At 42.5% G+C, this 14,509-nt stretch carries 15 protein-coding genes; 7 read left to right on the top strand and 8 right to left on the bottom strand.

Annotation, left to right across the window (positions count from 1 at the left end):
* Window positions 1-51: 51 nt before the first annotated feature.
* On the bottom strand, window positions 52-870 hold the full coding sequence (locus D2V05_RS00305; RefSeq protein ID WP_119645567.1) for an IS3 family transposase: 819 nt from the start codon (window positions 868-870) through the stop codon (window positions 52-54).
* Between the two features lie 23 nt (window positions 871-893).
* Window positions 894-1,169, bottom strand: coding sequence for a transposase (locus D2V05_RS00300; protein WP_072882405.1), 276 nt, complete (start codon window positions 1,167-1,169; stop codon window positions 894-896).
* A 14-nt stretch (window positions 1,170-1,183) separates the two neighbouring features.
* On the opposite strand from D2V05_RS00300, the gene D2V05_RS00295 reads away from it, so the two are divergent.
* The 3 genes from D2V05_RS00295 to D2V05_RS00285 all read left to right on the top strand — a co-directional run bounded on the left by D2V05_RS00295 (window position 1,184) and on the right by D2V05_RS00285 (window position 3,400).
* Window positions 1,184-1,852: a hypothetical protein gene (locus D2V05_RS00295; RefSeq protein WP_119645565.1), complete on the top strand. Its 669-nt coding sequence runs from the start codon at window positions 1,184-1,186 to the stop codon at window positions 1,850-1,852.
* A gap of 67 nt (window positions 1,853-1,919) precedes the next feature.
* Window positions 1,920-2,819 carry a DUF72 domain-containing protein gene (locus tag D2V05_RS00290; protein ID WP_119645563.1) on the top strand — a complete coding sequence of 300 codons (900 nt, stop codon included), beginning with the start codon at window positions 1,920-1,922 and terminating at the stop codon, window positions 2,817-2,819.
* Between the two features lie 170 nt (window positions 2,820-2,989).
* Entirely contained in the window at window positions 2,990-3,400 is a 411-nt protein-coding gene (locus tag D2V05_RS00285; RefSeq protein WP_119645560.1) for an acyl-CoA thioesterase, read from the top strand.
* Here the strand turns inward: D2V05_RS00285 and D2V05_RS00280 are convergent.
* Complete coding sequence (locus tag D2V05_RS00280) at window positions 3,397-4,680, bottom strand: dipeptidase (protein WP_119645579.1); 1,284 nt, start codon at window positions 4,678-4,680, stop codon at window positions 3,397-3,399. The two genes, D2V05_RS00285 and D2V05_RS00280, sit on opposite strands and share 4 nt — an antisense overlap.
* A gap of 126 nt (window positions 4,681-4,806) precedes the next feature.
* Here D2V05_RS00280 and D2V05_RS00275 point away from each other — a divergent pair, with 126 nt between their 5' ends.
* Window positions 4,807-5,580 carry a hypothetical protein gene (locus D2V05_RS00275; RefSeq protein ID WP_119645558.1) on the top strand — a complete coding sequence of 258 codons (774 nt, stop codon included), beginning with the start codon at window positions 4,807-4,809 and terminating at the stop codon, window positions 5,578-5,580.
* A gap of 12 nt (window positions 5,581-5,592) precedes the next feature.
* Window positions 5,593-5,946 (top strand): hypothetical protein, encoded by a 354-nt coding sequence (locus D2V05_RS00270; protein WP_147378197.1) that lies wholly within the window; start codon window positions 5,593-5,595, stop codon window positions 5,944-5,946.
* Between the two features lie 418 nt (window positions 5,947-6,364).
* Here the strand turns inward: D2V05_RS00270 and D2V05_RS00265 are convergent, their stop codons facing one another.
* Window positions 6,365-7,228 carry a sigma-70 family RNA polymerase sigma factor gene (locus D2V05_RS00265; RefSeq protein WP_119645554.1) on the bottom strand — a complete coding sequence of 288 codons (864 nt, stop codon included), beginning with the start codon at window positions 7,226-7,228 and terminating at the stop codon, window positions 6,365-6,367.
* Between the two features lie 242 nt (window positions 7,229-7,470).
* Here D2V05_RS00265 and D2V05_RS00260 point away from each other — a divergent pair, with 242 nt between their 5' ends.
* Together D2V05_RS00260 and D2V05_RS00255 are read left to right on the top strand one after the other, a co-directional pair.
* Window positions 7,471-8,982, top strand: coding sequence for a DEAD/DEAH box helicase (locus tag D2V05_RS00260; protein WP_119645552.1), 1,512 nt, complete (start codon window positions 7,471-7,473; stop codon window positions 8,980-8,982).
* Between the two features lie 277 nt (window positions 8,983-9,259).
* The gene (locus D2V05_RS00255) at window positions 9,260-10,504 is read left to right on the top strand and encodes a glycosyltransferase (RefSeq protein WP_119645550.1); all 1,245 of its coding nucleotides are present in this window, start codon (window positions 9,260-9,262) and stop codon (window positions 10,502-10,504) included.
* 12 nt (window positions 10,505-10,516) lie between these two features.
* Here D2V05_RS00255 and D2V05_RS00250 read toward each other — a convergent pair whose 3' ends face one another.
* From D2V05_RS00250 to D2V05_RS00235, 4 genes are all read right to left on the bottom strand, one after another.
* The gene (locus D2V05_RS00250) at window positions 10,517-11,167 is read right to left on the bottom strand and encodes an ankyrin repeat domain-containing protein (RefSeq protein ID WP_119645548.1); all 651 of its coding nucleotides are present in this window, start codon (window positions 11,165-11,167) and stop codon (window positions 10,517-10,519) included.
* A 210-nt stretch (window positions 11,168-11,377) separates the two neighbouring features.
* Window positions 11,378-11,908, bottom strand: coding sequence for a hypothetical protein (locus tag D2V05_RS00245; RefSeq protein ID WP_119645546.1), 531 nt, complete (start codon window positions 11,906-11,908; stop codon window positions 11,378-11,380).
* Between the two features lie 208 nt (window positions 11,909-12,116).
* Complete coding sequence (locus D2V05_RS00240; RefSeq protein WP_119645544.1) at window positions 12,117-12,689, bottom strand: hypothetical protein; 573 nt, start codon at window positions 12,687-12,689, stop codon at window positions 12,117-12,119.
* Between the two features lie 106 nt (window positions 12,690-12,795).
* Entirely contained in the window at window positions 12,796-14,475 is a 1,680-nt protein-coding gene (locus tag D2V05_RS00235; protein ID WP_119645542.1) for an N-acyl-D-amino-acid deacylase family protein, read from the bottom strand.
* Between the last annotated feature and the right edge of the window lie 34 nt (window positions 14,476-14,509).

Here is a 14,509-nt window from a genome sequence, read left to right as displayed (position 1 = left end):
TGTAGATACCCCGATCTTTAGGACAGTTTTTCTACAAAACCAATATAATTATCAAGCTGCTCTCTTGAATAGATCGATGGGTCTTTCATAGTCGATGGACTGATGTCTTCTTTCATGGTTGTAATAATCAAAGTACTCTGCCAATAACAGATAGAGTTCCATACCATCCTTTGGAGGGTTCAGATAGATTTTCTCATACTTTACATTCCTCCAAAGCCTTTCGATAAAGGCATTGTCGGTGGCCCTTCCCTTGCCGTCCATGCTCAGGCGTATTCCCTGACCCAAAACATAGTTGGCAAACTCCTCGGCAGTGAACTGGCTCCCCTGGTCCGTATTGAGGATCTCCGGTGTCCCGTGCTCACCTATGGTCTCTTCCAATGTTTCCCTGCACCATTGGGCATCCATGGAATTGGACACGCTCCAGTTCAGGACATAGCGGCTGTGCAGGTCGATGATGGCCACCAGATAGAGATATCCCTGTTGCATGGGGATATAGGTAATATCTGTGGCCCAGACCTGATTGGGCCTGTCAACGGTCAGGTTCCTCAGCAGGTACGGATACGTTCTGTGGTCCTTGCACCTTCGGGAGGTATGTTTTCCCGGAAGGACGGCCCTGAGGCCCATTACCTTGTAATAGAGCCGTTCGATACGGTTCCTGCTCACCTTGTACCCTCTGTCCCTGGTCAGCCAGATGTGCATCCGCTTGGCCCCTTTGAAGGGATGGTGGAGGTAATGCTCGTCCATCTCGCGCATGAGCCTCAGGTTCAGTTCGCTCTCGCCCCTTGGCCTGTAATAGAGCCCCGAGCGATGGACCGACAATGTTCTGCACTGCCTTGCAATGCTCATCTTGGAATGACCCTTGCGTATCATTTTTCTGCGTTCGGAGAGTGGTCTCAGCGCAAGGCGTCCTTTAAAAAATCGTTCTCGACCTTCAACTGGCCTATGGCCTTTAGAAGTTTGTCCTTCTCCCTTTCGGTCTCGCTGCGGGCATCCTTCTTGCCCGATTCGAACACCTGCTCGGCCCCATCAAGGAAATCGCGCTTCCAAGCGCTGATCTGGGTAGGGTGTATCTCGTACTTCTGGGCAAGTTCGGCAAGGCTATGCCGTTCCTTCAAGGCTTCCAGGACCACTTTGGTCTTGAACTTCGGGGTAAACTTTCTTCGTGTCATATTCAGTAAATTTAATGATTAAACTTACTGCCCTAGTTTTTGGGGTATCTACAATGTCAAATTTTAATGATATTCAAAGATTAATTTATACTTCAGTCTTAGAAAATAATCCGGAGATTATTGCTCAAAGAAAACAAATTAACGACCTGAAAAAGGGACTGAAAAAGTCACAAAATCACAAAGAACTGAATAAGTTAAAAGCAGCTGAAAAATCATTTGATAACATTATCGAGGAATATTCAGAAGCACAGTTGCTTGATGAAACTTTTGTAGAGAGGGTCAAAATATTTTTAGATACATTCTCACCAAATCGATTGAATTTTAGACTAGCACCGTTTGATGGCTTTCCTGAATTTCAAATTTTAGCGAATCTAAAAAGTCAATATTTAGTAAATGGAGACTTCGAAAATGTGATTTTTACATATGGTAGTAGGCCTAATATTAAATTGTCTGTTTTTGGTGTTATAACATCTTGTCCACAAGAACAAGATATTCGAGTAAATTTAAATGACGAATATCTTGCTTACGACGAAGATGAATTGACCGAAGAAGCTGTTTATGACAAGGTATTTCGAAATGTGTTTGCATCATTTGAAAACTTTGAGAAATTCTTCTTTGTACCAAGCTATCCGAAAATAGCAATAAGTCCAATAGGAATTTATAGAGAAGTAATTATGGAATAAAGAACGTTGCTCAAGAATTGCCCATACTCCAGACCATTAGTAAACAACCTCTGAATACCTCCATACCATGAAATTCGGTAAAGTAGACCATCCCGAACGTATTGATTTTATCATCCCGAAGGACCATCCGGATACGCCTGTGGTCCTTTCCAAATATAGGTCTGGAGGGAAAACCAATGTATATGTGGGCTGTGCCAAATGGAACCGACAAGACCTTAAGAATTTTTACCCAAGGGGCACCAAGGATGAATTGCAATACTACTCGTCCCAATTCAATTGCATAGAGCTTAATGCCACGTTCTACCGCATCTTTCCTTCGGATACCTATGAAAAATGGTACGACAAGACCCCGGAAGGTTTCAAGTTTTTCCCAAAAATGACAAACGAAGTAAGTCATCTCCGCCGATTGAACGAACAGGTATACCCCGTAGTCGACCGTTATCTGGAAGTGACCTCACTCCTCAAAGAAAAATTAGGGACCATCTTTTTGCAGATGCATAACAATTTTGACCCTAAAAATTGGGATAGGGTGGTGCGGTTTGTGGAATATTGGCCCAAGGAGTTTCCTTTGGCCATGGAGTTTCGCCATACGGATTGGTTCAACGATGAAACCGTGGCCCAAGAGCTGTATCATTTGCTCGAAGAAAACCAAATCACCAATGTGTTGGTGGATACGGCAGGCAGGAGGGACCTCATGCATATGCGGTTGACCAACAATGAGGCCTTTATCCGATATGTAGGCGCCAACCACCCATCCGATTATCCACGACTACAGGATTGGGTAAACCGATTGTCTACATGGAAAACTCTGGGATTGGGAAACATCCACTTTTTTGTGCACCAAAACTTGGAACTGGAATCACCTTTGTTGTCCGCCCATTTGATCAAGCAATTGAACCCTGCCTTGGGATCCTATCTTCACATTCCGGCAACTTTGAACGGCCCACAGAAGGGTCTTTTTGGTTAAAGCCCAAATTTTCATGGATTTAAAAATCCAGCCACTTCAAAATTAAATAGTCCGTAGTGCTTGGTAATGAATTGTTTGAAATTGATAATTACACAAAATTAGTAGGGTAGTGGAGCAACAATCTAGCGGGTATTGAAGTAACTTTGCCCTGTATTTTAAAAAGTTTCAATATGCGATTTCATACACGAAAATGGGTAAAGCCAGAAGATTTGAACGCCAATGGAACACTGTTTGGCGGGAAGGTCCTTTCCTGGATCGATGAGGAGGCTGTCCTGTATAGCATCATTCAGTTGGAGAACAAGAAAGTTGTTACTAAATATATGTCCGAAATCAATTTTATGAGTACCGCCATTGAAGGTGACATCATCGAAATTGGTATTGACGTTATCAAATTCGGGGTCACCTCCATTTCCCTCAATTGTGAGGTACGCAATAAGATGACCCACGAAAGTATTGTTACCGTGGACAATATCATCATGGTCAACCTTGATGATAAGGGCAATCCCAAGGCCCACGGTAAAACAAAAATTGAGTACGTTAAGGACCGTTTGGCCAAAAAGGAAAAGGAGGAAAACGCCTAGTTCAACGTTTTGGCTATGGCCTGGACTTCATCCAATACCCTTAGAAGATTGCCTCCCCAAATTTTGGCGATTTCTTCTTCGGTATAGCCGCGTTTTACCAGTTCCAAGGTTACGTTAAAGGTTTCAGAAGCATCCGACCAGCCTTCAATGCCACCACCTCCATCAAAATCGGAGCTGATGCCTACATGGTCTATTCCCATTATTTTCACCATATGGTCTATGTGATCCACAAAATCGGACACATTCACCGCTGGTGGGGCATTGGGGTCTTTTTTGGCAAGCTCTTCGGCAATGCCCATAACTTTTTGATAGTTTTCAAAAAAGGTTTCACGCTGCTCGGGGGTCAAACTTCTGAATTGGGACCTTTCGTACCATTCAATACCCAAAGAATCGGCCACTTTTTTATTGATTCCATTAAGATATTCGGAACGGGCCTCGCTTTTTTCCGCGTTTACATAGGAACCCAAGGCAACGGCCTGTACCACACCACCATTCTTCTTCATCATCAACAGTTGCTCATCATCCAAGTTACGACTATGATCACACAATGCTCTTGCGGAGGAGTGCGATGCAATGATGGGAGCTTTGGAAAGCTCTATCATTTGTACCATGGCTTCCCTTGATGGGTGGGAAATATCGATCATGATCCCCACACGGTTCAATTCTGCAATGGCCTGTTTGCCCAAATCACTTAGACCATGGTAAAGCCAAACACTGTCCCTTTCACCAGTATTGGAGTCACTGAATTGGCTGTGTCCATTATGGGCCAAGGACATGTAACGGGCACCCATTTTTTGGTACTCCTCTATTTTGGAAAGGTCCTCACCGATGGGATAAGCGTTTTCTACACCGATCATAGCAACTTTTCTTCCTGATGCGGCTATTTTCCTAACATCGTCCGAGGTAAGGGCCAACCCGATTTGATCAGGGGCAATCTCCTCACAAAGTCTGTGTATGGCATCAAATTTGGCCATGGCATTTTCCGATGCTTTGGCATAACCCTCGGTAGTGAGGGTATCTTGACCGGTATATACGATGAACCAGGCCACATCCAAACCGCCTTCTTTCATTTTGGGCAGGTTTACTTGTGTATTTAGTTTTTGGGTGTAGTTGATACTGTCGGTGAAATTGGTCACATTGATGTCGTCATGGGTATCGATCGTGATGACAGAATCATGGATCCTGTGTGCCAATTCTTCCAAAGTTTCAGTCTTTTTGGGTTCTTTTTCTCCGCAGGAAATAAAAAGGAGAACGCTACAGATGAGGTAGATATGTTTCATTGGTTGGTTTTTATACATACAAATAAAGCAATTTGACAACAAAAACCGAATCCTACGGAACAATAAATTGTAATCCCTCTTTTTATTGAACATTTTTAAAGAATTAACAATTATTGTACACTAAATTTGGGAACACGGGAATTACTCAACTATCTTGAAAAACTGGAAATCGGACTAAGTTCCTTCTCTTATGAGGAACTGGGAGTTGTAGAGGCAGGTGAACTTAAAAAATCGTTCGAGGTCTTCAAGCACGGACTCGAAGACAAAGTATTTGGCACATCGGAACTGAAGCAACTGGAGAATATATACAAAAGAGTAGGTATCTTGGAGCCTACCGGAAAAAAATCCGATGCCACAAAACCCAATAATCATCTTTTACAATTGTTGGATGCTTTGGAAAACACCCCTCTGAACAAAAAGCAACAAGATCTGACGGATACGTTGAGAACAGCGATCCAAGAACTGATCCATCCAAAAAAACATACCCCCGAAACTATGTCTACGAACTTTCAATATATCGAGAAAAGCCTAGTATCAGGCTATTCTGAACACAAAATCAACCTAAAACCAGTCCTTGAGGACTGCATGGGCCGTATGGAACTCTTGGAGGAAATGGTACGGATGTTCAAGCAAAATGTACTGGAATTCATTGGGAGTGCCAAAGTACATTTGATGAACGAGGATTTTGCTGCCTTGGAGCTGGCCTGCCAAAAAATAGGCCCCAACCTCAAGATGATGAAAACCTTTGATCTGTTGGAAACCATTCAACAGATGGCCCTGTTGAGCAAAACCGATAACGATGCCAAACACCTGGCCTTTCTCTACGAACAATTCGTGACCGAATACCCTTTGGTGCAAGAGCAGGTGGATTTTGAAATGGAACTTTTCAGAACGATGTAAAAAACCAATACCGTGACAAACGCCGGACTACCAACATACTTACAGAGCATATTTTATCCTTTGTTCCAACATGCCAAGGACTTGGAATGCAGATTGATGCTGTTGGACCAAATGTTGGAGGTAGGGGACAAGAAAGAGATTCCTTTCTTGGCGGAATTGGAGACACACGAAAACCCTAAAATCAGCAACAAGGCGTTCGAGATCAAAACAGCCTTGCAAAACAAACTTGGAGTAATAACGCCAAGCGAAAGGAGCAGGTTGCCGATGAAACTATGTTTCATTTATGATGAATTCAACATAAGGCCGAGCAAGAAGGACCCTGATCTGGACTTTGAGGTGGCCTTGGATATTTTGGATACCGATTGACATGTTCATTTCACAACTTATGGTAAGAATTTCACCACAAAAAATTGTATTGACATAATCTTTCCAATAGATTCACGTTATAGGAAATACCCAAACAACAAAACCCCGAAATTACAATGTTATACGACACCTACGGAGAAGAATATTTGGCATTTCTGCAGGAACTGAACGAAATCCTGAGCTTGAACGAACTTGCCGAACTTGATTACCTATAGTTGACCAAAACCCCAAATTTTGTTTCGATGAAAAATTTTAACCAAGAAAACACAGCGTACTTAAACTTTATTCAAGATTTGAACGAAATGCTCACAGATTTTGATATCAATCTGTTGAGTCACCCATAACTAATGTTTAAGTGAATATCATGGAAAAGGGGATGTCAAAAAACATCCCCTTTTCTATTTTTTGATTTCCCTATTTATCCCAGATAGGATTTCAGGATTTTGCTTTTTGAGGTATGCCGTAATTTTCTGATAGCCTTCTCCCTGATCTGCCGTACACGTTCCCTGGTAAGGTCAAAAGTGCTGCCAATCTCTTCCAGGGTCATGGAGGGTTGGTTGCCGATGCCATAATAAAGTCTTACCACATCAGCTTCACGTGGTGACAAAGTATCCAAGGCCCGGTTGATTTCCGTATAGAGGGATTGGTGCATCAATCCTTTATCGGGTTTTGGGGAGTCCCCGGCCCTGAGTACGTCATATAAATTAGAGGTTTCCCCTTCTTTTAAGGGTGCATCCATGGAAACATGTCTTCCCGTGTTCCGAAGTGATTGTTTAACCTCCGTAACCGTCATGTCCAGTTCTTTGGCAATTTCTTCCGCGGATGGTGGTCGCTCATGCGCTTGTTCCAAATAGGAAAAGGTCTTCTTTATTTTATTGATGGAACCAATTTTGTTCAAGGGTAAGCGTACAACACGTGATTGTTCCGCCAGTGCTTGAAGAATGGATTGCCTGATCCACCACACGGCATAGGAGATGAACTTGAATCCCCTGGTTTCATCAAACCGCTTGGCCGCCTTCACCAAACCAACATTACCCTCGTTGATCAAGTCTGGTAAGGTAAGTCCTTGGTTTTGATATTGTTTTGCCACGGACACCACAAACCTCAAATTGGCATTGGTGAGTTTTTCCAAGGCAGCTTGGTCACCGGCCCTGATCTTTTGCGCAAGTTCCACTTCCTCCTGAGCCGTGATCAAATCAATTTTACTGATGTCCTGAAGATACTTGTCAAGGGATTTGGATTCGCGATTGGTGACCTGCTTGATGATTTTTAACTGCCTCATTCGATAAATGGTTTCATAGTGTTACAAGCTTTCATTATACGTTTTTACGGGTAGAATTCCAAGTGGAAAATGTTATTCTTATCAAAATGTTATGAGCCAAAATGCATTATCCATAAAAATTTCTGTTAAACTCCAATTGTTGATAGTATCTTAATAGAAAACCATGGGCATCTCTTCCCACAAGCCCAAAAAACTCCTAATTTTGTAGGGTTTTTTAATTTGAAACCCATAACCATTTTCTTTTGGAGGTAAACAGAAAAAATCACAAGAAAACCCTATACGATTACCAGCAAGAAGACCTTAGAAAGATCTTTAAGCATTTGGACGACCTACCACAGGGCACCAATATCTTGTATCAATTACCGACAGGAGGAGGAAAGACCGTTGTGTTTTCCGAGATTACCCGTAGGTTCATCAACCAGACAGGGAAAAAGGTTATGGTTCTTACGCATCGCATAGAGTTGAGCAAACAGACATCCGATATGCTCCACGGGTTCGGGGTGCCCAACAAGGTCATCAACAGTGAGGTGAAGGAACTGTACGACCAGGATGATTATATGTGTTTTGTGGCCATGGTGGAAACCTTGAACAACCGATTGCAGGAGGAAAAGGTCAGCATCAAGAACATAGGGTTGGTCATTATAGATGAGGCCCACTACAACTCCTTCAGAAAACTGTTCAAATATTTTGAACATGCCACTATCTTGGGGGTCACGGCTACTCCGTTGAGTTCCAACATCAAACTTCCCATGAAGGATCACTATAAGCATCTGATTATTGGGGAGTCCATAAAATCCTTGATCGATAAGCAGTTTTTGGCCAAGGCCAATCTCTATAACTACGATGTAAGCCTCAAGACTCTAAAATTAGGGATCCATGGGGACTATACGGTAAAATCTTCGGATGAGTTTTATGGCAACCACAGTATGTTGGGCAAACTATTGTCCGCTTATGAGGAAATAGCGAAAGGAACCAAGACGTTGATCTTCAACAATGGTATCAATACGTCTTTATACGTGTATGAAACCTTCAAAAAGGCTGGGTACAATATCCGACACTTGGACAACAAGAACACGGCCACCGAACGAAGGGAAATCTTGGACTGGTTTGCAGAGACACCCGACGCCATTCTTACCTCGGTAAGTATCCTGACCACTGGTTTTGATGAGCCTTCGGTAAAATCCATTATCCTGAACAGAGCGACCAGATCGCTTACCTTGTATTTTCAAATGATCGGCCGGGGCTCTAGGGTCATTCCCGGAAAAGATGAATTCAACGTCATCGATTTGGGAAACAACCTTGCCCGTTTTGGTCCTTGGGATGCTGCCGTGGATTGGCAGGAGATTTTCCACTTCCCTGACTTTTATTTGGAGAACATCAAAAACGATGAGGAAATTGAACGGGACTTTGTGTATGAAATGCCCGAAGAACTTAAAGCCAAGTTCAGCAAATCTGACAACATTACCTTTGATGTCAAGGAAGAGTACAAAAAGATATTCGCCGAAGGAAAAAAATCCAAGCTGGTCTTGGAACGCAGCATAGAGCAACATGCCCAGATTTGTGTGGAAAACAGCGAGGATGTGTTCGATGCTCGGATCTTGGCCAAGGAACTCAAGGAAGAGATTGCCTATCGGGTAAAACAATATTCCTATTGCATCATGAACAACACCAAAAACTACAAAGAGTGGTTGGAAGAGGATTATGAACGTAAGCTCCGCTCCAGTATTTCCAAGAAATTTGCCATGCGGATGTAGCAGTCTGGACAATTAGCAATGGGCAATTTTCAATTAGCAATTGACAATGAGCAGTCACCAATGTCATTCTGAGTGTACGCTGTTAGGCAGGGAACGAAGAATCTCTTTTCGCGAACAGCCAAGGCCATGATTGTTGGATTGTTAGATTTTTGGATTGTTGGGCTCTTGTTCCCAATACTCGATTCCGAAAACCAGCGTCATGAGTCTTGACCCTTGTTTCTTGGCCCATGTGTTTGTTTCTTTTAACTTGTCCCACTTCTTCAAAGCGTACTAAAGTATGACCAAAACTGTACTTGTTATTGGCCATGTGTGGCCAGAACCCAGCACCACAGCTGCCGGAGGGCGAATGCTTCAATTGTTGGAAGCTTTTTTAGGCTTTGGTTACCAAGTATCCTTCGCTTGCAGTGCAAGCAAAACCGAGTATAGCAAGAGCCTTTCTGAGATAGGAGTAAAGGAAGAATTCATTGAGCTCAACAATCCTAGTTTTGATGCTTTTATTGAAAATTTGGGGCCGGATATAGTTCTTTTTGACCGTTTTATGGTGGAGGAGCAATTTGGTTGGAGAGTGGCTGAATTTGCCCCTCAAGCGATTCGAATATTGAATACCGAGGATTTACATTCCTTGCGAAAGGCTAGGGAAGAGGCAATAAAAGATGGTATCGAATTCAATTTAGGGCAATGGAAAACCCATCCTTTGACCTTGAGGGAAATTGCCAGTATCTATCGTTGCGATGTATCGTTGATGGTTTCCACTTTTGAGATGGATATTTTACTGGAGCAGCTACATATTCCCAAAAATCTTTTGTTCTGTTTGCCTTTGATGATGGAAGTGCCTTCGAATCCAAAGATTAATGACTGGCCCAGTTTTGAAGAAAGACAACATTTCATCACTTTTGGAAATGGAAAACATGCCCCAAATGTGGATTCCATCAAAATATTGAAGGAAGAAATCTGGCCTCTTATCAAAAAACTATTACCTGTAGCTGAGATACATATTTATGGAGCCTATTTACCTCAAATGGTGCAAGAAATGCACAATCCCAAGTTGGGATTTCATGTTGATGGATGGGAGGAAAATCTTGATAAAGCCTTGCGGAACTCCAGAGTTTTGTTGGCTCCTATACAGTTTGGGGCCGGAATAAAAGGAAAATTACTGGAAGCCATGAGAAATGGCACCCCCAGTGTTACCACATCTATTGGTGCAGAAGGAATGCACGGTAATTTTCCTTGGAATGGAAGTATTGAAAATGATCGGAAAGCTTTTGCCAATAAGGCGGTACAGCTTTATCAGAATAAATTGAAATGGGAGAAATCACAAACCCATGGAATTCAATTGTTACGTGCCTTTTTTGACAAGGAAAAACTTCAGAAAAGTTTAGTTGATCTAATTGATAATCTCGAAAAACAACTTGTTGAGCATCGAGAGCAAAACTTTATAGGAAGGTTATTGCAGCACCAAACCTTGAACAGTACCAAATACATGGCCAAATGGATCGAGGCCAAAAACAAGCACCAAGGCTGATTTTTTCCCTGGCTACCTTTCTTCCAGATAGGAGGTAACTTCTTTATGCCCGTCCCGTTTCGCAATGCTAAGGGCCGTATCGCCATTTTCCATTTTCAGGTTGATTTGGGCTCCATTTTCCACAAGTAAAGTTACCATTTCCAAATTCCCCCGATGCGCCGCAGAGTGTAGGGCCGTTACATTTTGCATTTGCGGGGCATTGACGTCTGCACCTTTTGCAATCAGCAATTGACACAACTCAATATTTCCCTTGGCCACTGCAGCATGCATGGCATTCACCTTGGAAGGATTGGTGGCATGTAAGTTGGGGTCGGCCCCTTGATCCAGAAGCCATTTGGTCATTTCTGATTTATCAAAAAACACGGCAAGGGAAACAGGAGTAAAGCCATCATTGGCATGTTGGTTGATCAATTCTGGATTTTTATCCAACAAGCTTTTGGCAAGTTCCAACAAACCACAAACTACTGCCTCGTGAAAGGAAAAGGATGGCTTCAAGTTTATTGCCATTTCCAATACTTCCGGCATTCCGGCATAGGCAATGACCAATAAACCAGAAGTGCCACTTTCGTCCTGTTGGCCCAAAACCTCAGGGGTTTCTCTGATCAAGTTCAGGATTTTGTCCGTTTCTTTATTCTTTATAAACTCCTTAAGCTTTTCAATCATCACTCAATTTGTTGATTTTGAATCCATTCGAATATAAGAAATACCAGCTTGATTTTATTTTCTAAATTTACTTGAAGGGAATCCTCTCCTTTGTTGATCAAAATAATTGTTCCTGTTTATGATTAGGAGTTTTTCTCCATGGTTAAGAAGAGATTCTTCGCTCCGCTCAGAATGACAATAGCAAATTGATTATTGTTAATTGTATATTGTTCAATTTGTTAATAAAGCTGGATCATAGGTTGCTCCCTTGGCCACCTGCACCATGGTAATCCGTACCTTGGTAGGAAAGAACTTTTCAAAATCTTCCCGTTTATGGGCATGCCCTTGTCCACCACTGTCATCCTTGATGACCAAATCCATCTGTTTGATGCCTTCCGTCCAGATAATGGATTCATTTTCCCAGAATTCCGTCATGGGGACATCTTTTTCATAAACCCCTTCATCCAAATAAAGATCCGTGGAAGTACAGCCATACCCATTACCCTGTCCATGGTTGGGAATATAGCAAAGCGTCCATTTTGTTGGTTCCTTGCCCGGTGGTTTTTCCAACACTTCAATGCGAATATGTACTGTTCCGTTCCGGTAATCCACAGGGGAGGTCCAATCATTGGGTCGGTTGGGGTTGAGCATGTCCCCGGTCACATAATAATGGGATTTACTGGGCGTAGCAGTGTCCGCATCCTGTTTCGTATAGGTGAAGGTAACATCAAACAATACAAATTGTGTGGGTTCCGAGAGCATTAAATAAGCATCGAGTTTGAGGTTGTTAAAAACTTAGGAAATGGCTAATTGAGAAATCAAGGCCATAATAATCCATAAAATACAAATTCCTATTGTTTCAGTTTAACAAATAATTTATATAGTCAGAAATATGAAAAAGAACATAAAAAAGCTGCAGTTTCAGGAAAATTAACCTTAACTACAGCTTAATATATGGCAATTTCAAAACTTAATTAAGACCACCACCAGGGTTCCAGCCTCCTCCTAAACAATATTTTTCAACCTTAAAATCGTAATATTCATTGGCTCCGATAGCTGGTGCAACATTCAGCTCTTCAGAAGAATTAATGTATTCCGCACTTTCCAGCGTAACCCTAAAGTATTTCTTTTTTGTTTCAGTTACCTGACCACATACAACATAATCAACCAAGGAACAACTGGCATCCAAAATTACCTTTTTGGTACCTGCAGGTACGTTTACGATAACCCATGGGGAAATTGTAGGTTGAAAACAACACTTGTTGCCAGTATATTCATTTTTGGTAAAGGTTTGTAGTGATAAAGATAAAAATACATCATGCTCAAAAGGTTGGGCAAACAATACTTCAATATCTTTGTTATTTGTGTATGGATAATTTTGATTGCATATTGGTATGGTAGTTGCCTCATTGATAACATAAGTGTTCACAGTACTGCCTGTTAGGGCAGTATAACTCAAATTGTCCTCTGGTGACAAAGTCTCATTTTCAGAAGAACATGAAACAATAATTAAGCCTAGAAGTAAAGCAAATTGTTTTTTCATAATTTTAAATTATAATGTTTAGTATTTAAATTCATATGAAATATATAAGTAATTTCCCACTTATAAAAACAATTAATTAAGAAACAATACTATCGTTATAAACATTTTATTCTTTGCTCCATCCCGGTCCACGTACCACTTGCCCTGGAAATTCCCCGGTATGCTCGCCATCTTTCAACACCTGGGTACCGTTTACAAATACATGGACCATCCCTTCGGCATATTGATGGGGGTTTTTAAAAGTTGCCTTGTCGATGATGGTTTCGGGATCGAACAAGACCACATCAGCATAATTGCCTGTGGTCAAACTTCCCCGTTTTTTGATTTTCAAGTTGGTCGCCGGTAATTGTGAAAGTTTACGGACAGCTTCTTCCAAGGAAATCACCTTTTCCTCACGCACGTATTTACCCAACAGTCGGGCCACATTGCCATAGGTTCTTGGGTGGGTGTTGGACTTTAAAAATACACCCTCGGTGGCCAGAGAACCCGCATCGGAGCCAAAACTCATCCATGGGAGGGCAATCTGTTTTTTTACGTTGTCCTCGGACATCAAAAAGTAAATGGTGCCCACACGACTACCATCCTGTACCACAAGGTCCATGGCCGTTTCTTCTGGGGAAGTCCCCCGTAATTCGGCCACTTCCTTCAAGGTTTTACCTGTATACTGTTTAAGCGTATCATTTTTGAATCCGACCAGCAATATTTTGCTCGGGTCCCCAGCCGCTTGCATCAAGCTTTCCCACTCATCCGTAGGGGTCATCATTTCTTCTTTGACTTTCTTTCGAATAGCGGGGTCCTGTAAACGCTCCGCCCATTTGTCATATCCACCTTCCTGTACCCATGGGGGCATGGCGGCATCCAAGCCTGTTGCCCCGGCCACGTAGTTGTACATATCGGCCGTAATGTGAAGCCCAGCCGCCCGGGCTGAATCTACCTTGGCCACCACATCATCATATTTGTCCCAATTATCCTTTCCGCTCTCTTTTAAATGATAGATTTCAGCTCGTATACCCGCTTCATGGGCTATACGGATGAGTTCATCCAAACTTTCCAATAATCGCGACCCTTCACTCCGCATATGGCTGATGTACATACCGTCATACTCTGCCGCCACTTTACAAAGTTCTATGAGTTCCTCGGTACTGGAATAAAAGGCCGGTGCATAGATCAGTGAAGATCCCACACCCAAGGCACCTTCTTCCATGGCCTGTTTTACCATCAATTTCATGGAATCCAGTTCCTGTGGAGTAGGGGCCCGGTCTTCATAACCTACCATATTGATCCTTAATGTTGTGGCCCCCACAAAAGAAGCCACGTTGGGTGTAATCCCTTTATGGGTCAAATATTCCAGATATTCGTTCAGGGTGTTCCAAGTGATGTCAAATTTGATGTCGCCTTGGCTTTCCTGTTCTTGTTTCTTCATCTTTTCGTTAAGGGGACCCATGGACCATCCTTCACCAAAAACTTCAAGGGTTACGCCTTGTTTAATGTCTCCCATGGACCTGCCATCCTCTATAAGGGATTCCGTGGCCCAACTCAGCATATTGATGAAGCCTGGGGCGACCACCAGGCCAGAGGCATCCACTTCAGTATTACCGGTAGCTTTTTCCAGATTACCAATAGCTGCAATGGTATCGGCATTGATACCTACATCACCCACATAAGAAGGTCCACCGGATCCATCCACGATACGGCCGTTTTTTATAAGTACATCAAAATTTTGGGGCTTGCTACAACTAGCCATAAGCAGCATGGCAAGAAGGAAGGTGGTCAAGATTGGCTTCATAACTCGGTTATTTGGTGAGAGATAACCAAGTTAA

The sequence above is a fragment of the Flagellimonas pelagia genome (assembly GCF_003584135.1).
In the GTDB taxonomy this organism is placed as follows: domain Bacteria; phylum Bacteroidota; class Bacteroidia; order Flavobacteriales; family Flavobacteriaceae; genus Flagellimonas; species Flagellimonas pelagia.
The sequence above is the reverse complement of the archived record's forward strand: the minus strand, read 5'-3'. Positions and strand labels throughout refer to the sequence as shown.